The organism is Neorhizobium sp. BT27B, assembly GCF_050455485.1.
Classification (GTDB): Bacteria; Pseudomonadota; Alphaproteobacteria; order Rhizobiales; family Rhizobiaceae; genus Neorhizobium.
On the sequence record NZ_JBCIYT010000002.1, the window covers coordinates 566224 to 587141 of the forward strand.

The 20918-nt window shown below is 60.3% G+C and carries 22 protein-coding genes; 13 read left to right on the plus strand and 9 right to left on the minus strand.

The annotated features are described in order from the left end of the window. Positions 1-107: 107 nt before the first annotated feature. Both AAIH70_RS08255 and AAIH70_RS08260 read left to right on the plus strand, forming a co-directional pair. On the plus strand, positions 108-1373 hold the full coding sequence (locus AAIH70_RS08255; RefSeq protein ID WP_132271692.1) for a DUF3422 family protein: 1266 nt from the start codon (positions 108-110) through the stop codon (positions 1371-1373). A gap of 37 nt (positions 1374-1410) precedes the next feature. Beyond that, complete coding sequence (locus tag AAIH70_RS08260) at positions 1411-1695, plus strand: hypothetical protein (RefSeq protein WP_132271693.1); 285 nt, start codon at positions 1411-1413, stop codon at positions 1693-1695. Position 1696: 1 nt separating this feature from the next. Here the strand turns inward: AAIH70_RS08260 and AAIH70_RS08265 are convergent, their stop codons facing one another. Continuing rightward, a complete protein-coding gene (locus AAIH70_RS08265; protein WP_132271694.1) occupies positions 1697-2593 on the minus strand; it encodes a DMT family transporter in 897 nt (298 codons plus the stop codon). A 199-nt stretch (positions 2594-2792) separates the two neighbouring features. On the opposite strand from AAIH70_RS08265, the gene AAIH70_RS08270 reads away from it, so the two are divergent. The 5 genes from AAIH70_RS08270 (at position 2793) to AAIH70_RS08290 (ending at position 9190) form a co-directional block, all read left to right on the plus strand. Beyond that, positions 2793-4091 carry an adenylosuccinate synthase gene (locus AAIH70_RS08270; RefSeq protein WP_132271695.1) on the plus strand — a complete coding sequence of 433 codons (1299 nt, stop codon included), beginning with the start codon at positions 2793-2795 and terminating at the stop codon, positions 4089-4091. A gap of 62 nt (positions 4092-4153) precedes the next feature. Then, positions 4154-6655 carry a hypothetical protein gene (locus AAIH70_RS08275; protein ID WP_132271696.1) on the plus strand — a complete coding sequence of 834 codons (2502 nt, stop codon included), beginning with the start codon at positions 4154-4156 and terminating at the stop codon, positions 6653-6655. Continuing rightward, on the plus strand, positions 6652-7143 hold the full coding sequence (locus AAIH70_RS08280; protein WP_245519013.1) for a bleomycin resistance protein: 492 nt from the start codon (positions 6652-6654) through the stop codon (positions 7141-7143). Before AAIH70_RS08275 ends, AAIH70_RS08280 begins: the two co-directional genes overlap by 4 nt. Before the next feature lie 72 nt (positions 7144-7215). Next, positions 7216-7635: a DUF2946 family protein gene (locus tag AAIH70_RS08285; RefSeq protein WP_132271697.1), complete on the plus strand. Its 420-nt coding sequence runs from the start codon at positions 7216-7218 to the stop codon at positions 7633-7635. 133 nt (positions 7636-7768) lie between these two features. Further along, entirely contained in the window at positions 7769-9190 is a 1422-nt protein-coding gene (locus AAIH70_RS08290) for a PepSY-associated TM helix domain-containing protein (RefSeq protein WP_132271698.1), read from the plus strand. Between the two features lie 62 nt (positions 9191-9252). Here the strand turns inward: AAIH70_RS08290 and AAIH70_RS08295 are convergent, their stop codons facing one another. The 3 genes from AAIH70_RS08295 to AAIH70_RS08305 all read right to left on the minus strand — a co-directional run bounded on the left by AAIH70_RS08295 (position 9253) and on the right by AAIH70_RS08305 (position 12848). Then, positions 9253-10308: a 2,3-butanediol dehydrogenase gene (locus tag AAIH70_RS08295; RefSeq protein WP_430033785.1), complete on the minus strand. Its 1056-nt coding sequence runs from the start codon at positions 10306-10308 to the stop codon at positions 9253-9255. A gap of 192 nt (positions 10309-10500) precedes the next feature. Next, positions 10501-11403 carry an RNA polymerase sigma factor RpoH gene (rpoH, locus tag AAIH70_RS08300; protein WP_132271700.1) on the minus strand — a complete coding sequence of 301 codons (903 nt, stop codon included), beginning with the start codon at positions 11401-11403 and terminating at the stop codon, positions 10501-10503. 419 nt (positions 11404-11822) lie between these two features. After that, positions 11823-12848, minus strand: a complete 1026-nt coding sequence (locus AAIH70_RS08305) for an RluA family pseudouridine synthase (protein ID WP_132271701.1) — start codon at positions 12846-12848, stop codon at positions 11823-11825. 42 nt (positions 12849-12890) lie between these two features. Here AAIH70_RS08305 and AAIH70_RS08310 point away from each other — a divergent pair, with 42 nt between their 5' ends. Both AAIH70_RS08310 and AAIH70_RS08315 read left to right on the plus strand, forming a co-directional pair. Then, on the plus strand, positions 12891-13283 hold the full coding sequence (locus AAIH70_RS08310; RefSeq protein ID WP_132271702.1) for a hypothetical protein: 393 nt from the start codon (positions 12891-12893) through the stop codon (positions 13281-13283). Then, positions 13283-14119, plus strand: coding sequence for a TrmH family RNA methyltransferase (locus tag AAIH70_RS08315; RefSeq protein WP_132271703.1), 837 nt, complete (start codon positions 13283-13285; stop codon positions 14117-14119). Before AAIH70_RS08310 ends, AAIH70_RS08315 begins: the two co-directional genes overlap by 1 nt. 3 nt (positions 14120-14122) lie before the next feature. Here the strand turns inward: AAIH70_RS08315 and AAIH70_RS08320 are convergent, their stop codons facing one another. Next, the gene (locus tag AAIH70_RS08320) at positions 14123-15301 is read right to left on the minus strand and encodes a hypothetical protein (protein WP_132271704.1); all 1179 of its coding nucleotides are present in this window, start codon (positions 15299-15301) and stop codon (positions 14123-14125) included. Positions 15302-15430: 129 nt separating this feature from the next. Beyond that, the gene (locus AAIH70_RS08325) at positions 15431-16027 is read right to left on the minus strand and encodes a DUF1134 domain-containing protein (RefSeq protein WP_132271705.1); all 597 of its coding nucleotides are present in this window, start codon (positions 16025-16027) and stop codon (positions 15431-15433) included. A 238-nt stretch (positions 16028-16265) separates the two neighbouring features. Here AAIH70_RS08325 and chpT point away from each other — a divergent pair, with 238 nt between their 5' ends. Both chpT and AAIH70_RS08335 read left to right on the plus strand, forming a co-directional pair. Further along, a complete protein-coding gene (gene chpT / locus AAIH70_RS08330) occupies positions 16266-16913 on the plus strand; it encodes a histidine phosphotransferase ChpT (protein WP_132271706.1) in 648 nt (215 codons plus the stop codon). 97 nt (positions 16914-17010) lie between these two features. Then, positions 17011-17373, plus strand: coding sequence for a response regulator (locus tag AAIH70_RS08335; RefSeq protein WP_132271707.1), 363 nt, complete (start codon positions 17011-17013; stop codon positions 17371-17373). Positions 17374-17525: 152 nt separating this feature from the next. On the opposite strand, the gene ctrA is transcribed toward AAIH70_RS08335, so the two are convergent. Continuing rightward, positions 17526-18227, minus strand: a complete 702-nt coding sequence (ctrA, locus tag AAIH70_RS08340; RefSeq protein WP_112733668.1) for a response regulator transcription factor CtrA — start codon at positions 18225-18227, stop codon at positions 17526-17528. A 442-nt stretch (positions 18228-18669) separates the two neighbouring features. Between ctrA and AAIH70_RS08345 the strand changes: the two genes are divergently transcribed. Both AAIH70_RS08345 and AAIH70_RS08350 read left to right on the plus strand, forming a co-directional pair. After that, the gene (locus AAIH70_RS08345) at positions 18670-19023 is read left to right on the plus strand and encodes a flagellar export protein FliJ (protein WP_132271708.1); all 354 of its coding nucleotides are present in this window, start codon (positions 18670-18672) and stop codon (positions 19021-19023) included. Positions 19024-19166: 143 nt separating this feature from the next. Next, entirely contained in the window at positions 19167-19658 is a 492-nt protein-coding gene (locus tag AAIH70_RS08350) for a paraquat-inducible protein A (protein WP_132272546.1), read from the plus strand. A gap of 43 nt (positions 19659-19701) precedes the next feature. On the opposite strand, the gene AAIH70_RS08355 is transcribed toward AAIH70_RS08350, so the two are convergent. Continuing rightward, the gene (locus AAIH70_RS08355; RefSeq protein ID WP_112733674.1) at positions 19702-19977 is read right to left on the minus strand and encodes a DUF1153 domain-containing protein; all 276 of its coding nucleotides are present in this window, start codon (positions 19975-19977) and stop codon (positions 19702-19704) included. Positions 19978-20165: 188 nt separating this feature from the next. After that, positions 20166-20888, minus strand: coding sequence for a sugar transferase (locus tag AAIH70_RS08360; protein WP_132271709.1), 723 nt, complete (start codon positions 20886-20888; stop codon positions 20166-20168). Positions 20889-20918 lie beyond the last annotated feature (30 nt).

Below are 20918 nucleotides of genomic sequence, written 5' to 3' on the forward strand. Positions count from 1 at the left end.
ACAATGTTATTTTTCTGCGGCAAAGCGTCACCTCGCGTCAGCCCCGTGATTTGATAATAGCCAAGGTCAAGAACTGGCCGATGGGGCACAGTCGGGGAGCTAGGTATTTGTCGAAGCGCAGTTTTTCGTTTCCGGTTGCAGATGTTCGGGCGCGTGCGCTCGGGGAAATCCATTCGCGGCCCTACACGCTTTTGCCCCTGCCGCGGGTGATCTTTCAGGTCGCCTTCCTGACCGAGGAAAATTTTGCAGGCGATCAGGCAATCCTGGCCGAACTGTCGCTGGGGCAGGGCATACCGGCGCCGGCGCCCGATACCAGCCACCACACCATGACCTGGGGAAGCGGCACTCTGCGCTGGGAGCGGCACACGGAATTCTCCACCTATTTCTGGGATACGCCGGCACCCGCCACATTCGGCGCCGAAATTCCGGTCAATCCTTTTGGCGCACGGTTTGCAGCACCTGGCGCGTTCATCTCCGGCGTGCGCATCGAAATTCGCCCTTCGCATGAGGACATGACGGACGTCATCGTCGGTTTCGATCAGACCAGTCTCTGTCAGAGCGTGGTGGCGGATGGGCAGGCCACTGTCGTCACCGATTTCCGTCAGGATGGCGACGGGCTGACAAAGTTTCTCGTCCTCGATCACGGCATGACGGAAGCGGCGCGCGGCATGCTGGCCCAGCGTATTCTCGATATCGAGACCTACCGGACGCTGGCCATGATGGGCCTGCCGCTGGCGCAAAACCTGTCACCGGAAATCCGCGAAATCGAGGCGGAGTTTACCGGCATCACCCAGCGCATGAAACAGCATGCGCGCGGCGAGGCCGACAGCATGCTGGCCGAAATCACGGCGCTGGCCGCTGAACTGGAAGCAAACGCGGCGCTCAGCCTTTATCGTTTCGGTGCCAGCCGCGCCTACAACAATATCGTGCTCGACCGTGTCTCGACGCTGGGTGAAAAGGCAGTACCCGGTTCGGAAACGTTGGGAGGTTTTCTGCAGCGCCGCCTGGCGCCGGCCATGCGTACCTGCCAGTCGGTGGAGGAGCGTCAGGCCAACCTGTCACGCAAGCTGACGCGCGCCACCGCGCTTCTGCGCAGCTGGATCGATGTCGATCTGCAGAAGTTCAACACCGAAATTCTTGCCTCGATGGACAAGCGCGCGCATCTGCAATTGCGCCTGCAGCAGACCGTCGAAGGCCTGTCGGTCGCGGCGATTTCCTATTACGTCATCGGTCTTGTGGGATATCTGGCAAAATTCGCGCATAATCTCGGCGTGCATATCGCGCCGGAAACCTTGACGGGCGCGGCAGTGCCGTTCGTGGTGCTGGGCATCTGGCTGACGGTTCGGCGCATTCGCAACAAGCACAGCGACTGAGGTTTTTCGTCAGGCGCTGTCATGGGGGAGACCCGACATGCTTCGTCTGACGTCCGCCTGCATCGTGCTGATTGCCAGCGTTCCCGTTTCGGCCGCCTCGCTGCCGTCCGACGTGCAGACCTTTGTGAGCGAGCGGGAAAACTGCGATCATTTTCGCGGCGAGGAGCCTTATGATGCCGATCGCCGACGCGAGATCGAGGCAGCACTCGACCGTTATTGCCGTGGCACGGATGCCCGCCTCGACGGGCTGAAGAAAAAGTACCGAAACGCGCCCGCCGCCGTTCGCGACCTGTTGAACGGGTTCGAATACCCGATCGAATAGATCAGGCCGCCGCCGTCTCTTTCGGCTTCCAGCGTTCCGCAATGGCAATGCCGCCGAGCGCCAGCGTCAGCGCGATGATGTGGAACGCGAAAAGCTGCTCGCCGAGGATGGCCACCGACAACAGTGTTCCGAACACGGGCACGAGGTTGATGAACAGGCCGGCCCGGTTGGCGCCCAGTTCGATGACGCCGCGGATATAGAGGATCTGCGCCACCAGCGAGGCAAAGAGGCCGGTATAGAGGGTTGCGGCCCAGCCGGTAAGGTCCGGCAGCAGCAGGTTTCCGGCCTGATATTCCCACGCCATCAACGGCACGGAGGAGGCGAGAGCGGCCAATGCCGGAATGGCCATCAGCGTGCGCCAGTCCACCGGCGGGCGCCAGCGCAGTGCGATCGTATAGGCGGCGTAAGCGATGATGGCAAAAATCATCAGGCCATCGCCATAATTGACCGTCAGCGCCACCAGCGTGCTGAGATCGCCATGCGCGGCGGTCAGCGCGACGCCGACCAGTGTCAGGGAGAAGCCAAAGATCTGTGCGGCAGAGACGCGGATGCGAAACAGCACGAAATTGGCAACGAAAATGAGGAAGGGGATGGCTGCCTGCTCGATCGTGACATTGATCGCCGTCGTATAATGCACGGCGGAATAGAGCAGGGCGTTGAAGAAAGTGTAACCGACCACGCCGAGGAAGATCAGCACCGGAAGATGTTTTTTCGCGACCGGCCAATCCTTCCTGATCTGCGGCAGCGAGATGGCGAGAATCACCATCACCGCCACCATCCAGCGGAAGAAAGTGAAGGTCATCGGGCTGATATGGCCGACCGCCAGCTTGGCAACAACGGCGTTTCCACCCCAGCAAAGCGTAGCAATGATCAGAAAAAGATAGGCCCTGCCGTGCACGCGCGTCCTCCGTGAATGTCCGGCAAGTGCGCTGCCTTCCGGTCGTTTTGGCCGTGCAGTTATCGGCCCCGCGGGCGATTTGTCACGTAAAAACCACAAGCACGTTGATAAAGCGGTCGCTTTCCGCGGATCGGCACAGTATAGATGCGCCGGTTTGAGTAGGCGCAACGGCTTGCGCCGCAAGGCAGGATATCGTGAAATGACGAATGTCGTGGTAGTGGGTTCCCAGTGGGGTGACGAGGGCAAAGGCAAGATTGTCGACTGGCTTTCTGAGCGCGCGGATATTGTTGTCCGTTTCCAGGGGGGGCACAATGCCGGCCATACGCTCGTCATTGACGGCGTCAGCTACAAGCTTTCGCTGTTGCCGTCGGGTGTTGTGCGTCCGGGCAAGAAGGGCGTTATCGGCAATGGCGTCGTGGTCGATCCGCATGCGCTGATTGCTGAAATCGGCCGTCTGGAGGCGCAGGGCGTCATCGTGACCCCGGACAATCTGCGAATCGCTGAAAATGCGACGCTGATTCTGTCGCTGCACCGCGAACTCGATGGCATGCGCGAAGACGCGGCCTCCAATAGCGGCACCAAGATCGGCACCACCCGTCGCGGCATCGGCCCGGCTTATGAAGACAAGGTCGGCCGTCGCGCCATCCGCGTCATGGATCTGGCCGACACCGATGCGCTGGAAGCCAAGGTCGAGCGTATCCTCAACCATCACAACGCGCTTCGTCGCGGTTTCGGCGCTGCCGAAGTCGAGCACAAGGACATCATGGAGGAACTGACCTCCGTGGCTGACCGCATCCTGCCCTTCATGGAAAGCGTGTGGGAACTGCTCGACAAGGAGCGTCGTCAGGGTTCGCGTATTCTCTTCGAAGGTGCTCAGGGCTCGCTGCTCGACATCGACCACGGCACCTATCCGTTCGTTACCTCGTCCAACACCGTTGCCGGTCAGGCATCTGCCGGTTCGGGCATGGGTCCGGGTGCGCTGGGTTACATCCTCGGCATCACCAAGGCTTACACGACCCGCGTCGGCGAAGGTCCGTTCCCGACCGAACTGAACGATGAAATCGGCCAGTTCCTGGGTGAAAAGGGCCATGAATTCGGCACCGTCACGGGGCGCAAGCGTCGTTGCGGCTGGTTCGATGCGGCACTGGTGCGCCAGTCGGTTGCCACCAACGGCATTACCGGCATCGCGCTGACCAAGCTCGACGTGCTCGATGGTCTGGAAGAACTGAAGATCTGCGTCGGCTACATGCTCGACGGCAAGCGGATCGACCACCTGCCGGCAGCCCAGGCTGCACAGGCCCGTGTCGAGCCGATCTATGTAACGCTGGAAGGCTGGAAAGAGTCGACTGTCGGCGCCCGTTCGTGGGCCGATCTGCCGGCGCAGGCGATCAAATACGTCCGTCAGGTCGAGGAATTGATCGGCGCGCCCGTCGCCCTACTTTCCACCAGTCCGGAGCGGGACGACACCATACTTGTGACGGACCCGTTTGAGGACTAATATCCTAGTTTGACACATCTTTCACGCGGGCCTTGTCGGTCGGTGATCAAGAGAAAGTATCGATGGCTGATTTTGTAGCGGTTATTCGCCGGACCGTAGACGGTCTGGCGAACAATACTCCCGAGATGCGGCTGCGGGTGTATGACAAGGCGCGCGGTGCTGTTCAGCGGCAGCTCGAGAACATGAAGCCGCGCCCGTCGGACGACATGCTCCGCCGCCAGATGGACAAGCTGGAAGCGGCGATCACCTCCGTCGAGGCCGAGCATGCGGAAGCATTGCCGGCATCGGAGCCGGCTGACGCGCCCGTTCTGGCCCCGGCTGCATTTGCGCAGGAAACCGTCGATCCGGTTCGCGAGCCTGAGCCGGCCGCCGCGCCGATCGTGGATGATGCCGCTTCGTCCTATTCGGACAGTGCCTATCAGCATGCCGAGCGGGCAGACGATGCCTACGAGCCGCCTGTATACGAGCCTGCCGCGTATGAACCGCCGGTTTACGAGCCGGCGCCTGCTGTCGATGCCTATGCTGATGCGGATCGCTACGATGCGCCGGTCGAGGAAGACCGCGCAGAGCCCTACGCTCAACATGACGCCACGGCCGACGAGCGCCGCGACGATGTGTACGAAGCTGCGGTGCCGCCCGCCGAAATCCCACGCTGGGATGAGCCGGCAGAGCCGGTTGCCGCACCTTATCCCGACGAACCACCGTTTCGTCGCGAACCGGAATTTCCGGAAACTGTCGCTTATGCGGATGATCAGGATCGCCTGATCCCTTCCCATGCGCCGACTTTCCCGGAGCAGACTTCGATCTGGCCGGAAGATCCGGATGCGCCGCATCGCCCGCTTGACGAGGTTCACGAGCAGGATTTCGGTGGCGAGCGCGACACCCAGCATGCGACGTCACGCCTTGTGGAGCCGATGGCGGATTTCGCCGAGACGCCTGCAAAAGCCGAAGAACCAAGCTGGTTCCAGGCCGTTGAGCCTAACAACGGTCCCGATCTGTCCTCGGCTGAAGCCTGGGCCAATCCTGTCGAGCTGCCGCGCCATTCGGACGATGTTGCCCCGGCAGCATTTGGCGAGCGGACGTTTGACGACCGCCCTGCGGCGGAGAGTTTTGACGCGCATTTCGAAACGCCGGTCAACGCCGCTGCCGATGCCAGAATGCCTTCGGTATCGGAACTGCCGGAATTCGGCTCGAAGACCGATGCCGCACCGGCGCAGGCTTTCCCCGACGACAACGATCCCTTCGCGGAATATCTTCGTGGCCAACCGGATGCGGCAGCCGTTCCCGGCGTTGCTGCCATCGGTGCCGCAGGCGTTGCCGCCGCTGCGACGACCGGACAGGCAAAGCCTGCCGATCCCGATCCATGGAACGATCTCGAAGAGCTGATCGGCTACAACAAGGCGGCCGCCGCTGCTGCCGAAACGGCGCCGGCGACGCAGGACGATGAGCTTCATGATGACATGATGCCGCCGCCGGTGCGTCCGTATCGCGCCAAGCCAAAACCGAAGCGCAGCTTTGGTCCGCTCATTCTTGCCGTCCTCGGTCTCGTCATCGTTGGTGGTGGCGGTTACGTGGCGTGGTCCAACTGGGATGCGGTCGATGAGCTGATCGGAAGCGTTACCGGATCCGAGACCTCGGGCACGAACACAACGCAGCCTACGCAGCAGGCGACAACGCCGCCGCCGGCTGGCCAGACGCCGCCGGCAGGTGGCAACACGGCACCGGCGCAGACGCCTGCCAATGGTCAGGCCGCGAACGGTACGACACCGCCTGCGGCCGACGGTACCGCGGCCGGTCAGAAATTCACGCAGCGCCTGCTGTCGAACGGCACTGAAGTCGACGAAGGTGCCGGTGGTCCGCCAGCCTCGGGTGGTGGCCAGTCGGTTGCCCAGCTCAACAGCCCTCCTGGCGCACCGGCCGCAACGCCAAATGAAGCGGCACCGGTTGCAGGTGGTACGCCGGCTGCAAATGCGCCTGCCGTCAACCCGGCCGATACGGCTGCCGTCAGCGGCGAAAAGATGTTTCTTTACGAAGAGCGTCTCGGTCAGCCGGCTCCGACCGCCGTCGAAGGCAATGTTTCATGGTCGCTTCAGAACGAGCCGGGTGAAAACGGCCGCCAGGAACCGACCGTTCAGGCGCGTATCAACATTCCGGGTCGTGGTCTGACGGCGCTGGTCACGTTCAAGCGCAATACCGATGCGTCACTGCCGGCAAGTCATCTGATCGAACTTGTCTTCTCGGTCCCGCCGGACTTCGAAGGCGGCGCGATCGACAGCGTTCAGCGTATTGCCATGAAGGATACCGAGCAGGATCGTGGCACGCCGCTGGTTGCGGTTCCGGCCAAGATCACTGACGATTTTCACATGATCGCGCTCAACGACTTCCCGGATGCACGCGCGACCAATCTGGAACTGCTGCGTTCGAAGAACTGGCTCGACATTCCGCTGGCCTATCGCAACGGCCGCCGCGCACTGTTGACCCTGCAGAAGGGGCCAGAGGGTATTCGTGCCTTCAACACGGCCATTCGCGAATGGTCGAGCGCCACGCCTTCGACGGGCCAGTGAGCGACACAGTCAAAAAACAACTGGACCAATCCGGCCGCAATGCTGCGGCCGGAAATGGCGCGCCGCCTGAACGCGGTTTCAACGCGCTTGTGCCGGAACTCGATGTGTCCGACATCGCTGCCAGCCTGCATTTCTGGTGTGATCTTCTCGGCTTCCATGTGGTTTATGATCGCCCGGCAGCCGGTTTTGCCTTCCTTGAAAGGGAGACCGCACAGGTCATGATCTGCCAGGTGAATGGCGAGTGGGTGACCGGTCCGCTGGAGCGTCCCTTCGGGCGTGGCATCAATCTTGAGATGAAGGTATCCGACGTTTCCGTCATCGCTGCTGCGCTGGAGGCCGCCGATTGGCCGCTGTTCCGTCCAGTGAAGGAAAGCTGGTACCGCGCTGGTTCTGAAGAACGCGGCGCGCGCGAGTTTCTGGTGCAGGACCCGGATGGATATCTCCTGCGCTTCTCGCAGTCGATCGGCATCCGTCCCGTCGCGATCTGATCGCTTGGATTAAATTTTCACACGCAAACTTGCCGCAGTGACAGCGGCTTTGCGAAATGGCATGGAACAACCATGCGTTTCGTCAGAAAAATCATCGCGGACAGAATGAGCGGCGGGGTTCTTGCCCTGCTGCTTTCGTTCATGATGATGCTGGACGGCGCGATCGGCGCGCATGCGCTGGGCGCGATGGCGGCGGCCGAGCAGGTGGCTGCGGCGCAGATCATCTGTTCCACCGATACGTCAGGCCATGATGTTCATGGCGTCGAACCTTCCCATCACAAGCAGGGCGGCAAGGCCGAGCATCCCGAATGCTGTTCCGCCGCCTGCCAGTTCGCCGCGCAAGTGGCGGCAGCCGATCTTCCGGCCGTGCCTGCGCCGCACTGGCCGCCGCTGCGCAATGACAATGTCACCGCACGTTTCACGCCGCATGTCACTCTGCAGCTGGCGGGCCTTTTCAAGGACGCGCGCGGACCACCTCACTTCTTCATTTGATGACTGCTGCTGCCGGACAATGAACCGGCCTGTCTTTTCTTATGGAGGCTTGAATGCCCTGTTCCTTGCTGGCGGAGCCCGTGCGCCCGCCTAAACTACACGTGTCGTTTGCTCAAACTTCGGGAGTGCTGCCATGACCTCGGCTCCCGTCAACGCTTCCGTGTCATCGAATAGCGCAGCTCTCCGCGCCTTTCTCACCCGATTGCATTTCTACGTCGGCCTGTTCGTCGGGCCGTTTCTGCTTGTCGCAGCGATCACCGGCACGCTTTATGTGCTGACCCCGCAGATCGAGGCCGTGATGTATCGCGACCAGTTGGTGGCGCGCACTGACGGCCCGGCACGACCCTTGTCCGAGCAGATCGCGGCGGCGCGTGCTTCGATCGGCGAGGGACCGAGACTTTTTGCCGTGCGGCCATCGACGGAGCCGGGACTTACGACGCGGGTGATGTTCACGCAGGCGGGTCTCGGCGAATCTGAGACACGCACCGTGTTCATCGATCCGGCCTCTCTGGCGGATCAGGGTGAATTGATCACCTATGGCACCAGCGGTATCCTGCCATTCCGCATTACGCTTGATTATCTGCATCGCAATCTGCTGCTCGGCGATATCGGCCGCCATTACAGCGAGCTTGCCGCCTCCTGGCTTTGGGTATCGATCCTCGGCGGCGTGCTTTTGTGGTATTGGCAGCGTGGCGTGAAGAGATCGGCTTCGGCCAAGGTCAGCACGCACCAGCGCTCACGCCGGCTGCATGTGGTGATCGGGCTGTGGACGGCGATCGGTTTCCTCTTCTTGTCCGCCACTGGCCTGACATGGTCGCGCTGGGCGGGTGGCAATATCGATGTCTTCCGCAACACCGTCGGCTGGATCACGCCGGCGATCACCACCTCCCTCAACCCGGCGGCCGAAGCGCCGGTTCTGGGCGAACATGCCGCGCATGGCATGGGGGCTGCTGTCGAAACGGCGGCCGCGGCGTCGGAAAAGGACATGGTCGCCCGTTTTGATCCCGTCGTGGCGTCCGCCCGTGCTGTCGGCATCGATTCACCGATGATCGAGATCCGTCCGCCGCGCACCGAGGGGCAGGCGTTTCGCGTCAGCGAATATGATCGCAGCTGGCCCACCCAGGTGGATACGATTGCGGTTGACCCGAACACATTTGCCGTTACCAGCCGCGCCGATTTCGAAAGCTTTCCCATCGTCGCCAAGCTGATCCGCTGGGGCATCGATGCGCATATGGGCGTGTTGTTCGGTATCGCCAATCAGGTGCTGATGGCCGTCTTCGGCATCGCCCTGACGGCGATGATCATCTACGGTTATCGCATGTGGTGGACGCGCCGTCCGGCACCGGGCGGTTCGGTGCGCACGCTGATGCGCAGCTTCTCCTATCTGTCGCCGGTCGCCAAAGTGGTTTCGTTTGCGGTCGCGATTGCCTTCGGCGTGGCGCTGCCCGTGATGGGCGTCAGCCTGCTGGTGTTTCTGCTGATCGACTTTTTCCGTGCGGCACTGGGCGAAATGATGGCGGCAGAACAGCGCAATATGCCGCCCGGCAGGCGGTAGTCTACAAACAAAAGAACCCGCGGCATCGACCGCGGGTTCTTCGTTCGTCGTAGCTGCTTTTATCAATCAGGCGCGCGGACCAGGATCTTGATCTGGCTTTTTTCGGCCACCAGCGTGTCAAAGCCCTGCGTGACGATGTCGTCCAGCTCAATGCGCTTGGTCACCAGTTTGTCGGCGGAAAAATAGCCCTGCACCATCAGGTTCATGACGGCCGGGAAGACGTCGCGGTAGGCGATCGTGCCCTTGAGGCTTTTTTCCTTGAGCACGACCGTATTGGGCTGGAAGGCGGCTTCCTTTTCCCAGATTGAGACGATCAGCGTCTCGCCCTCGTAACGGGTCGCATCGATGCATTGCTGCAGCACGGCGGGCACGCCGGTCACCTCGAAGGCGACATCGACGCCGCCGGGAGTCAGTTCGCGGATGCGGGCGGCGGCATTTTCCTTGGACGGATCGATGATGCTGGTGGCGCCCAGTTCCAGCGCCTTGGCACCACGCTGTGGCGACAGTTCGACCACATGGATGGCGGATGCCCCTGCGACCTTCAGCGCCTCGACGACAAGCAGGCCGATCGGGCCGGCACCGAATACGGCGGCGGTGCCGCCGGCTTTCAGGCTGGACAGGCGCACGGCATGCAGGGCAACCGCAGCCGGTTCGACCAGCGCGCCCTGTTCGAAGGAGAGGCCCTCCGGCATCTTGTGGACCCAGCGTTCGCCAACCGTGGTGTAGGCCGCGAAACCACCGCCACCACCGGACAGGCCGTGAAATCCAAGATCGTCGCAGAGATTGTATTTGCCATGCAGGCAGGCGTCGCACTTGCCGCAGGACAGGATCGGCTCGACCACAACGCGATCACCGGCCTTGACGCGGGTGACGCCTTCACCGACGTCGAAAACCTCACCGGAAAATTCGTGGCCCATGACGATCGGTGCGATGTCGTGGCTGACCGGATGCGGCGTCTTGACGGGAACGAAGATCGGGCCGGCGACATATTCGTGCAGGTCGCTGCCACAGATGCCGGCCCATTTCACCTTGATCTTCACTTGTCCGGCCCCGGGCTTGGGTTCGGTGACTTCCTCGACGCGAATGTCCTTGGCCTTGTACCAGCGCGCTGCCTTCATCACTCAGTCTCCTCATTATCTGCGCATGTATGTAGGGAGATTAGTACCGGAGGAGGAATGCGAACTTGATGCAGGTCAGTTTGGCGCCTTGCAATCATCTCTCGGACTGTCGCAATGCTGAGACAGAATGGGCATGAAAAAAGCCGCGGACCAAACGGCCGCGGCTCGTGATATCTGGGTGTTTCGAGGTGCTTACGCGTCAACGACGCGCAGCGCCTGTGCCTGTGCAAAGGCTTCCTTGCGGACGGCTTCCTGCACCTTTTCGAATGCGCGAACCTCGATCTGGCGGACGCGTTCGCGGGAAATGTCGAATTCGCTCGACAGTTCTTCCAGCGTGACCGGGTCCTCGGCCAGACGGCGGGCTTCGAAGATGCGGCGTTCGCGTTCGTTCAGCACGCCCATCGCCTTTGAGAGCATGCGGCGGCGGGTATCGAGTTCGTCCTGCTCGACCAGAACCTGTTCCTGGGTCTCGCTGTCGTCCACCAGCCAATCCTGCCACTGGCCGGATTCGCCTTCGGTGGCGCGGATCGGGGCGTTGAGCGATGCGTCGCCGGACAGGCGGCGGTTCATCGAAACGACTTCTTCCTCGGACACTTTCAGCGTGGTGGCGATTTCCTTGACCTGATCGGGGCGCAGATCACCGTCCTCGACGGCCTGCAGCTTGCCCTTGAGGCGGCGCAGATTGAAGAACAGGCGCTTCTGGTTGGCGGTCGTGCCCATCTTTACCAGCGACCACGAGCGCAGGATATATTCCTGGATCGAGGCCTTGATCCACCACATGGCATAGGTGGCCAGACGGAAACCGCGTTCCGGGTCGAATTTTTTCACGGCCTGCATGAGGCCGACATTGCCTTCGGACACGACTTCGCCGATCGGCAGGCCGTAGCCGCGATAACCCATGGCGATCTTGGCGACGAGACGCAGGTGACTGGTTACCAGCCTATGGGCGGCATCGCGGTCACCATGCTCGGCGTAACGCTTCGCGAGCATGTATTCCTGCTGCGGCTCCAGCATCGGGAACTTGCGGATCTCGTCGAGATAACGGTTAAGACCGCCTTCACCGGCGGTAATGGATGGCAGATTGTTGCGGGCCATAAAGCACCCCCTTCTGATCGTTTCTCCGGCTCCCTCGGGCTGACGCCATCGTATATGGACGTCATCAAAACCCTTGCAGGCAAGCCGCTTCGGTGTGGGTCATGTCATCAACCCCACTCCGACCCGGATACCAGATAAGTACGGCTGAACGGTGATTCAATGCTTCACGGTGACGTTACATCATTACAAATTCGTAAGCTTGCAACGCGCGTAAAATCGAAAAATCCGCTTGCCGGCTCGGCTGTTCCTCGGGACCGTTTCTATCGCATTTCCTCGCCGATTGCTCGGGTGATGTTAAGGGATTGCGGTGACGGACTGTTTCTAAAACGCAAACCAGGCGGCCATGTTCCATCGCCTTAAAACGGATCGGCCGGACAATGAGCCCGGCCGTAAATGATGTCATCGCGTGTCGCGACACCTCAGGCCCGTAGTGCTTCGATCAGTTCGGCCATGTCATCGGGGATCGGCGCTTCGAACTCCATCACCTCGCCGGTGCGGGGATGTTCGAAGGCGAGCAGGAAGGCGTGCAGGGCTTGGCGCGGAAAACGGCTGACCACATCCCGTGCCTCGTCCGGCAGCGTGTTCACCTTGGTCTTGAAGCCGCCGGCATAATCCTGATCGCCGATCAGCGGGGTGCCGACATGCGCCATGTGCACGCGGATCTGGTGCGTGCGGCCGGTTTCGAGCCGGCATTCGATGAGCGCCGCAAGCGACGTGGCATCGGGCTTTTCGTGAAAGCGCTCTCTCACTTCATAATGCGTGACGGCGTGGCGGGCGTCGTCGCTGTTTTCCTTCTTCACCGCACGTTTGGTGCGGTCGCCATTGGCGCGGCCGAGCGGTGCGTCGATCGTGCCCTTCAAGCCGTTGGGACGGCCCCAGACGACGGCCATATAGGCGCGCTCCAGCGGGCCGGTGCGGCCGTGATCGGCAAACTGGTCGGAAAGGTGGCGATGGGCGGCATCGTTCTTAGCGGCGATCATGACGCCCGACGTGTCCTTGTCCAGCCGGTGGACGATGCCGGGGCGTTTTACGCCGCCGATGCCCGACAGGCTGTCGCCGCAATGGTAGATTAGCGCATTGACCAGCGTGCCGGTCCAGTTGCCGGCGCCGGGATGGACGACGAGACCTGCCGGCTTGGCGATGACGATGACGTCTTCGTCTTCGTAAAGCACTTCCAGCGGGATGTTTTCGCCCTTGGGCTCCGGATCTTCCGGTTCGGGCAGGACGATCTCGATCGTGTCGCCCGGAGAAACCTTTTTCTTCGGCTCGGTGCAGGGTTTGCCATTCAGGCTGACGGCGCCCTGTTCGATCAGCGCCTTGAGGCGATTGCGCGAAAATTCGCCGCCGAGTTCGGTTGCCAGCCATGCATCGATGCGGCCTTCTGCATCGTCTGAGGCGGTCAGGACTTTCCTTGGCTGCTCGCCTTGGTTAAAGGGGTCGTTCATTCATTCATCCGATGTTGAAAAATCTGACGCAAGGACCGTTCCATGACCAAAGCCGAAATCGAGGACCAGAGCCCAGAAGAGCCGCTCGATCCGGCAATGGAGAACATCCGTCGCAAGATGATCAAGCTGCAGCTGGTGTCCGGCGGCATCTTGTTGGTCTGCTTTATGGCTGTCCTCGCCGCCATTGTCTACAAGATCACGCGTCCGGCTCCCCAGACGGCTGCAACCACCCAGACATCCGGTGGCCTTTCTGTGCCCGCCGACCAGCCGCTCTCGGCCACCGCCAACCTGCCGGCCGGCTTTGTCGTGCAGTCGGTTTCCTATTCGGGCAACCAGATCCTGTTCTTCGGCACACTGAACGGCACGTCCAAGGCGCTGATCTTCGATCTGTCCGTCGGCCGCATCATCGCCGACGTCACGGTCGGCAGCCACTGATGCGCGTCGAGGGGAACGGGCTTACCCGGATCGAGGATCCGGCCGATCCCCGCATCGCGGAATTCCGCGATATCAAGGAACGCGACCTTGCCGGGCGGCAGGGTCGCTTCATCATCGAAGGCACGGTGGTTCTGCGCATGACGGCTGCCGCGCATGGAGCCGGATCGTTCGAGATCGAAAAGATCCTGCTTCTGGAAAACCGCGTCGAGGGCGTGCGCGATATTCTGGCCGACGTGCCGGAGGATATACCTGTCTATGTGGCGAGCGGCGCGGTGCTCGATGCCATTGCCGGTTTTCACCTGCATCGCGGCATTCTGGCGCTCGGCCGTCGTGTGGCTGAACCGGATCTCGATGGCCTGATCGACAGCCTGCCGGACAAGGCGCTGGTGGTGGCCGCCTGCGGCATTTCCAATCACGACAATATCGGCGGCATGTTCCGCAACGCCGCTGCCTTTGGTGCCGATGCCGTGCTGCTCGACGAGACCTGCTGCGATCCGCTCTATCGCAAGGCGCTGCGTGTATCGGTCGGCTCGGTGCTGTCGGTACCTTATGCGCGCGGCGGTACCATCCTGTCGCTGCTGGAACGGCTGACGGCGCGTGGATTGTCGATCTGGGCGCTGTCGCCCTCCGGCACATTCGATCTGCGTGATATCCCGGCCGAGAGGCAAGGCATAACATTGGTGACGGGAACCGAGGGCGAGGGGCTTCCCGATGCGGTGATGAAGCGCTTCAGCACGGCGCGTATCTCGCAGCGGCCCGGCCTCGACAGCCTCAATGCCGGCATGGCGACGGGCATCGCGCTTTACGAAATCGCCCGCATTCAACAGAAAATCTGATTTTTACGCGTCTTGCGTCTGTTCTGAAATCGCTTCGCGGGCGCGGTCGGCAAGGCTGATGCGGCCATTGTCCGATTGCTCAGACGATGCTTCCAGCAGCTTGTGAACCGGCGAGGACGGCCCTTCCGTCGCGGCCGTCAGGGCCACCATGCTGGCGGCAATCGAGGCCATTTCGGCGCGGATGGCGTCGTCGCCAGCCTTGCCGCGCGGTTTCATCAGGCGTTCGCCAAGGGCGGTGCCGCGATTGCGGATATCCTGTGTCATGGCCGACAGGTCGGCGGTGTTGTCTGCCACGTCAGCCACAAGGGGGGAGGCCTTCTCTTCTGTTTCTGTGTCTTCCTGCTTGTTCTTGGGTGCGGGCAGGGCGATGCCCGCGGCTTTCAAAGCGCGGTTGGCGGCGCGGGTTTCCGAATTGGCGGTCTTCACCTTGTCGCGAAGGCGGGTGATTTCCTGATCACGGCGCTCCAGCGCGTTTTCCTTGTCGTTGCGCTCGGTCACTTCGCGGGCAAGCTTGTCTTCCAGCCTGAGCGCCCGGTGCTCTTCCTGCGTCAGGCGGGTCTCTGCTTCCTTGGCGCGGGTGGTGAGCAGTTTCACGTCATGACGCATCGCGTCACGTTCCTCGCGCAGCGCCGAGACGCGGAATTTCAGGTTCTCGACTTCGGTGTCACGGGTGGACAGATCGATGGTGAGATTGTCGAGATCGGCGCCGAGTTTCATGACGCGCTTGTGCAGGCTTTCGATTTCCAGATCCTTGGCGGCGCCGGCATCCTCGACCGTTTGAAGTGCTGCGCGCAATTGCTGGATATAGACGTCCTCGCGGCGCAGGCGCGACCGCAGATCGGACGCCTCGGTGTTCATGTCGTCGATCTGCATGTGCAGTTCGTGGTTTTCCGACTGAAGGCGGGTGGCATCGGCGGTGATGCCATCGTGGCGCAGCTGCAGGGCAACGGCGTTGTCGCGTGCCTTGATCAGGTCCTGTTTGGTGCGGGCATTCTCGGCAGCGTAGACCGCGCGCGCCATGTCACGCTGGGCGCGCACTTCCTGCGGGCTGATCGGCATGGTCGCCTGAATGCGGTTTTCCGTGTAGCGCACGATCCGCCGATGGATGGCAGGCGCCAGAATCATGGCGAAAAGAACGGCAGTCAGAAAGCCGAGGCCGAACAACAGGGCAAATTGGATCACGTGAGGGCCATCCCGCAGTCTGAAATATCGAGCCTATTGCAGTCTTCTTGCCTAACATCAGCTAAGCATGAGGCGCGCGAGGCGGCAAGCGCATCGCACGCCGAAAAGGCGAAAGTTGGATGACAGGGATCAGAAGGGATTCCAGGTGGGGTTTGGTGTCAGCTTCAGATAGCCGACATTGACGCCAAGACGGGCACCAAGACCGGTGCGGATCGGCACCAGCACCACATTCTGGTTCTTCAGTACGGTCATGCCGACGCCGGCGATGACGAAGGCCGAACCGCTGACGCCGCCGTAACGGGCATAAAGCGCCTGGATGGACGGAAGATCATAGACCAGCATCATCGCGCGCGTGCCCTGGCCACCGTAATCGATACCCAGCGACGGGCCCTGCCAGTAGACTTCATGCTGGCCGGCATTCTTGGTATAAAGCTGGCCTTCGCCATAGGTGAGGCCGGCAATGAAGGCGCCGGAGCCTTCCTGGCCGAGAATATAGCCATTCGGCAGGCCATATTGCTGGAAGGCGCGTTCGACGACCTTGGCCAGGCCGCCACTGGCGGAGCCAAAGAAGCCGTGGCCGGCGTCGACGATTTCCTGCGCCGTGTACTGTTCGCTGCCCTGCTGGGCTGCGGCGACGGTGGGGAGGGCAAGAGGCATTGCAAGAACAGGGGCAAGCAGGCTCTGAAAACCCAGGCGGGCGATGGCGTAAAATTTGCTCGGGCGCATCGTTCTTTCCGTGGTTCGCATCGATTCAAGTCGCATATAGCGGTCTAACCATCTTGAGGCGATGGTGTTAACAATCGGTTTACCAAAAATGGTGTTCTTAAGGCGCAACGCTGACGTCATTTTCGCGCAACGTTGGCGTGCTCAGGTTCTCGCCATTCGTGGCCGACATTGCAGCGCCATGCGCCAATTCTATGGCGCAGGAAAGACGCTGTAACATTTTAAACAACAGGAACTCCCGATGCCGAAGAACCCCAATCTCACCTTGAGCGGTGCCGACCTCGCATCGCTCCTGTGCAGCCGCGTCTGCCACGATGTGATTTCACCCGTCGGCGCCATCAATAATGGTTTGGAGCTGCTGGACGAGGGCGGAACCGACGAGGAAGCGCTGGACCTGATCCGTACCTCGGCCATCAATGCCTCGGTTCGCCTCAAGTTCGCCCGTCTTGCCTTCGGTGCCTCCGGCTCGGTCGGTGCATCGATCGATACCGGTGAAGCCGAAAAGGCTGCCAAGGAATTTGCCGCTGCGGAAAAGAAGGTCGAAGTGACCTGGAGCGGTCCGCGCGCCATCATCCCGAAGAACCGCGTCAAGCTGCTGCTCAACCTGTTCATGGTCGCCTATAGCTCGATCCCGCGCGGCGGCAGCCTCGATATCATGCTCGAAGACCCGGATGGCGATGCCAAATTCACCATCACATCGAAGGGCCGCATGTTGCGCGTGCCGCCGAAATTCATCGAGATCTGCTCCGGCAGCATCGAAGAGGCGATCGATGCCCATTCGGTTCAGCCCTATTACACGGTGCTGCTGGCGGAAGAGGCCAATATGGATCTCAAGCACGTCGTCTTCGAAGACAAGATTGCGTTTATCGCAGAAACTGCAATCGTGTGATTTATATCGCCGAACGGTAACCATTCATTAGCTGAGCTCCCCTTAGGATCAGGTCCCGGCGCTTTCATCGAAGGCCGGATCCATTGGGGAGTCCACCATGCAGCGTCTGATGATTGCCGACAGTTCCGATATCGTCCGGACCGTTGCGAAGCGTATCCTCAGCGAACTCAACTTCATGGTTTCGGAATCGGCAAGTGCCGGTGAGGCTTTGCAGCGCTGCAAGGCTGAACTTCCCGTCGTGCTGATCGTCGATGCGGGCCTGGAAGGTGCGCTGGAACTGATCGCCGGTGTGCGTGCGATTCCGAATGGTGACAAGGTGCGCATCTATTACTGCGTGATCGAAGCCGATCTGCGCAAGATGATGCAGGGCAAGCGCGCCGGTGCCGACGATTTCCTGCTGAAGCCGTTCGACCGCAAGATCCTCTCGTCGGTCTTTGCCAATCTGTCGATCGCCGCCTGATTTCCGAATAAACGCACAAAGCCGGGACGTTTTTACGTGCCCGGCCTTTTGTCTGGCCGATCATCCTTGCCGTATCCCATTGCCTGAACGTGCAAAGGCCCGCGCGATGACGATCGCGCGGGCCTTGCGGAAGGGGAATTCCGATATTTCTATCAGGCCGTTTCGGCGTATTCCGCGCCATCCGGTTCGCGCAGCACATAGCCACGGCCCCAGACGGTTTCGATGTAGTTGGCGCCATCGGCCGCATTTGCCAGCTTCTTGCGCAGCTTGCAGATGAAAACGTCGATGATCTTCAGTTCCGGCTCGTCCATGCCACCGTAAAGATGGTTCAGGAACATTTCCTTGGTGAGCGTGGTACCCTTGCGGAGCGAAAGCAGCTCCAGCATCTGGTATTCCTTGCCCGTCAGGTGAACGCGCTGACCACCGACTTCAACGGTCTTGGCGTCCAGGTTAACGATCAGTTCACCGGTGATGATGATCGACTGGGCGTGGCCCTTGGAACGACGAACGATGGCGTGAATACGAGCAACCAGTTCGTCCTTGTGGAACGGCTTGGTCATGTAATCGTCAGCGCCGAAACCAAGGCCTCGTACCTTGTCTTCGATGCCAGCCATGCCCGACAGGATCAGGATCGGGGTCTTAACCTTCGAGAGGCGCAGCGTCCGCAGCACTTCGTAACCGGACATGTCCGGCAGGTTAAGATCCAGAAGGATGATGTCGTAATCATAGAGTTTGCCGAGATCGACGCCCTCTTCACCGAGATCGGTGGTGTAAACGTTAAAACTTTCGGACTTCAGCATAAGCTCGATGCTCTGAGCCGTTGCGCTGTCGTCTTCGATCAATAGAACCCGCATGTTTTTCCCCTTTACCGCCGCGAAAGGTTTGCAACCCCCTAACGCGCACCGGATCCAGTCGTTGCCTGATTTGGAGGCTGCCACCAAATGGTTAACAAACTCTGACTCGTGTTGGCAAGGTACAGGAATTTGTTAAACAAAATTGGTACTGGCCTGATTTCAATTGAGAATCCGTCACCGCCAAAACGTGAATCATAACGCGAGGAAATTGCGCTAAGTGATTCATACGACTCGTCATTGTCGTTAGTCGAATAATCGACCATGGCATTTACTGACCCTTAAGCGATCGGCCTTATCATTAACGATGCCCGTAAACGAAAGGTTACCGCGACGAAAAATTCATTAACGTCGTGGAAATTTTTTTGGTCCTATGTGTAACAACTCGGACACAGGCTCGATTGTTAATTTGGCCGGGGTCTCGCTATCCACGGGAGTATTGCGTATGAAATCGCGTGACAGTCTGGTTCGCCTGAAAGAATTTCAGGTGAATGACAAGCGCCGACAGCTGCAGCAGTTGCAGATGATGATGGCGGAATTCGAAAGAATGGCGAAAGAGCTGGAACACCAGATCACGCTTGAAGAAAAGAAGTCCGGAATTTCCGATCCTAACCACTTTGCCTATCCGACCTTTGCAAAGGCGGCACGGCAGCGGGCGGATAATCTCCAGGTTTCGATCCGCGAGCTGAAAAGCCAGCAGGATTCCGCAGAGCTGGTGCTTGAAGAAGCACAGGCCGAGCTTTCCAAGGCAACGGCGTTGGAAGAACGCGACGTCGGCAACCAGCGCGCTCGCGCATAAAAAAGTTTCCGGCCGCCTATCGCCGGATCCATATCGCCAACGTGGCCAGGCAGATCATTCTGCCGGGCCCGTTGTCGTTTTTGTCGGGTGTTTTGTCACCACATCATGCGCTACATACGGTCACCACGTGGCTGGAGCGATTGATGCATCTGTCGAAATTTTTATGGATACTTGTTGCTGCTGTTTTTCTGATGCTCGGCCTTTTTCTGCCGATCATGCGCTTCGACAGTTTTTATTTTTTCAGCAAGACGCCGTCACTGGTCGGCGTCGTTTCCTCGCTCTGGACGAGCGGCGATATTTTGCTGGCCTTGCTGGTCGGCGGATTTTCCATCCTGTTTCCGATCCTCAAACTCGCGGCGCTTTTTTTGGGCGCGATACGCGGGGAGGGCCAATCGACGCGCAGCCGCTTCCGGCGGGTGATGCCGTACCTGTCGAAATGGTCGATGATGGATGTGATGCTGGTGGCGATCGTGGTGTTCGCGGCAAAAACCAGTGGTCTCGCGACCGCGATTGCCCAACCGGGCCTCTGGTTTTACGCGGGCTCGACACTGATTTCCGGCGTGATCCTGCCGCTGGTCGATCGCGATGCGCTCAGAAGGCGGCGCCTTAAAAAGCAGAACCCCTCGCGGCCCTGAGGTCGAGAGGGGTTAAAGCAGGCCGAATTCGGCAACACAGACGTCAGTGACGATACTGCTGGATACGGGTTGTTCTCAGGCCGGCAAGGCCATGATCATTGATCGATGCCTGCCAGGATAGGAATTCTTCTACTGTGAGCGTGTAACGCTCACAGGCTTCTTCCAAGCTCAACAGGCCACCGCGGACTGCAGCAACCACTTCAGCCTTGCGACGAATGACCCAGCGGCGCGTATCGGCCGGGGGCAAGTCAGCAATCGTCAATGGGCTGCCATCGGGTCCGATGACATATTTAACTCGGGGTCGTATCATTTCGGTCATTGGACTCTCTACACTACACAAGACCACGTGAGAGAGCCTAGAGCGGCAGTTTTAACATTTACCTAAGCGGTTCACGGGATTTTGTCCCTGCTGTGGAAAAGTTGAGCCAATAACGGAAAAAGTCAGAAAAAAAGCGCCCTGGAGGGAGCGCTTTTTATTTGCCGGGAATTAGAAGACGGACAGTTTCGTCAGAAACCCTTGCCGCCACGCAGTTCGGACACAACGGTTCCCACCATGATGCGGATATCGAACCAGACGGAAAACTTGTCGATATAATGCAGGTCGCAGGCAATGCGGGCACGTGCCTTGCCGGGACGATCAGTCGGACCACGCAGGCCGCGCATCTGGGCGAGACCGGTCATGCCGGGCTTGACCATGTGGCGACGGTGATAATCCGGCACCAGATCCTCGTAAGGAATACCGGCGGCCAGCATGCCGATAGCATGGCAACGCGGGCCGACCAGCGACATGTCGCCCTTCAGCACGTTCAGAAGCTGCGGCAGTTCATCGATATTGGTCTTGCGCAGGATGGCGCCGAGCTTGGTGATGCGCGGATCGTTCTTGATGGTCTGGGCCACACCGGTCGCGTCACCGAGGTCGGTGCGCATCGAGCGGAACTTGTAGACCCTGATCTTGCTGCAATCCTTGCCCCAGCGGGTCTGCCGGAAAAGCACCGGCCCCTTGCTGTCGAGCTTGATCAGAACAGCAACCGCCAATAGCAGAGGTGCCAGGGCGATAAGGGCCATCAGCGAGACGGAAATATCCACCGCACGTTTGGCGGTGAGGTGTCCCCGTTTCAGTCGGGGCTTGGAGAATGCAACGGCGCGACTGTTGCTTTTCGCAACCGCGAAGGACTCGCGACTCCGGACGGTGGCATAGGCTGCGCTTTTGTGGAGATCGGATATGCTCACGACGTTCCCCGCGTTATCTATGTTTTCAAT

Excerpts from the sequence above, each read along its gene's own strand:
- AAIH70_RS08260 (WP_132271693.1), top strand. The coding sequence starts at position 1,411 with ATGCTTCGTCTGACGTCCGCCTGCATCGTGCTGATTGCCAGCGTTCCC.
- AAIH70_RS08270 (WP_132271695.1), top strand. The coding sequence starts at position 2,793 with ATGACGAATGTCGTGGTAGTGGGTTCCCAGTGGGGTGACGAGGGCAAA.
- AAIH70_RS08275 (WP_132271696.1), top strand. The coding sequence starts at position 4,154 with ATGGCTGATTTTGTAGCGGTTATTCGCCGGACCGTAGACGGTCTGGCG.
- AAIH70_RS08285 (WP_132271697.1), top strand. The coding sequence starts at position 7,216 with ATGCGTTTCGTCAGAAAAATCATCGCGGACAGAATGAGCGGCGGGGTT.
- AAIH70_RS08290 (WP_132271698.1), top strand. The coding sequence starts at position 7,769 with ATGACCTCGGCTCCCGTCAACGCTTCCGTGTCATCGAATAGCGCAGCT.
- AAIH70_RS08295 (WP_430033785.1), bottom strand. The coding sequence starts at position 10,308 with ATGAAGGCAGCGCGCTGGTACAAGGCCAAGGACATTCGCGTCGAGGAA.
- rpoH (WP_132271700.1), bottom strand. The coding sequence starts at position 11,403 with ATGGCCCGCAACAATCTGCCATCCATTACCGCCGGTGAAGGCGGTCTT.
- AAIH70_RS08305 (WP_132271701.1), bottom strand. The coding sequence starts at position 12,848 with ATGAACGACCCCTTTAACCAAGGCGAGCAGCCAAGGAAAGTCCTGACC.
- AAIH70_RS08310 (WP_132271702.1), top strand. The coding sequence starts at position 12,891 with ATGACCAAAGCCGAAATCGAGGACCAGAGCCCAGAAGAGCCGCTCGAT.
- AAIH70_RS08315 (WP_132271703.1), top strand. The coding sequence starts at position 13,283 with ATGCGCGTCGAGGGGAACGGGCTTACCCGGATCGAGGATCCGGCCGAT.
- AAIH70_RS08325 (WP_132271705.1), bottom strand. The coding sequence starts at position 16,027 with ATGCGCCCGAGCAAATTTTACGCCATCGCCCGCCTGGGTTTTCAGAGC.
- chpT (WP_132271706.1), top strand. The coding sequence starts at position 16,266 with ATGCCGAAGAACCCCAATCTCACCTTGAGCGGTGCCGACCTCGCATCG.
- AAIH70_RS08335 (WP_132271707.1), top strand. The coding sequence starts at position 17,011 with ATGCAGCGTCTGATGATTGCCGACAGTTCCGATATCGTCCGGACCGTT.
- ctrA (WP_112733668.1), bottom strand. The coding sequence starts at position 18,227 with ATGCGGGTTCTATTGATCGAAGACGACAGCGCAACGGCTCAGAGCATC.
- AAIH70_RS08345 (WP_132271708.1), top strand. The coding sequence starts at position 18,670 with ATGAAATCGCGTGACAGTCTGGTTCGCCTGAAAGAATTTCAGGTGAAT.
- AAIH70_RS08350 (WP_132272546.1), top strand. The coding sequence starts at position 19,167 with ATGCATCTGTCGAAATTTTTATGGATACTTGTTGCTGCTGTTTTTCTG.
- AAIH70_RS08355 (WP_112733674.1), bottom strand. The coding sequence starts at position 19,977 with ATGACCGAAATGATACGACCCCGAGTTAAATATGTCATCGGACCCGAT.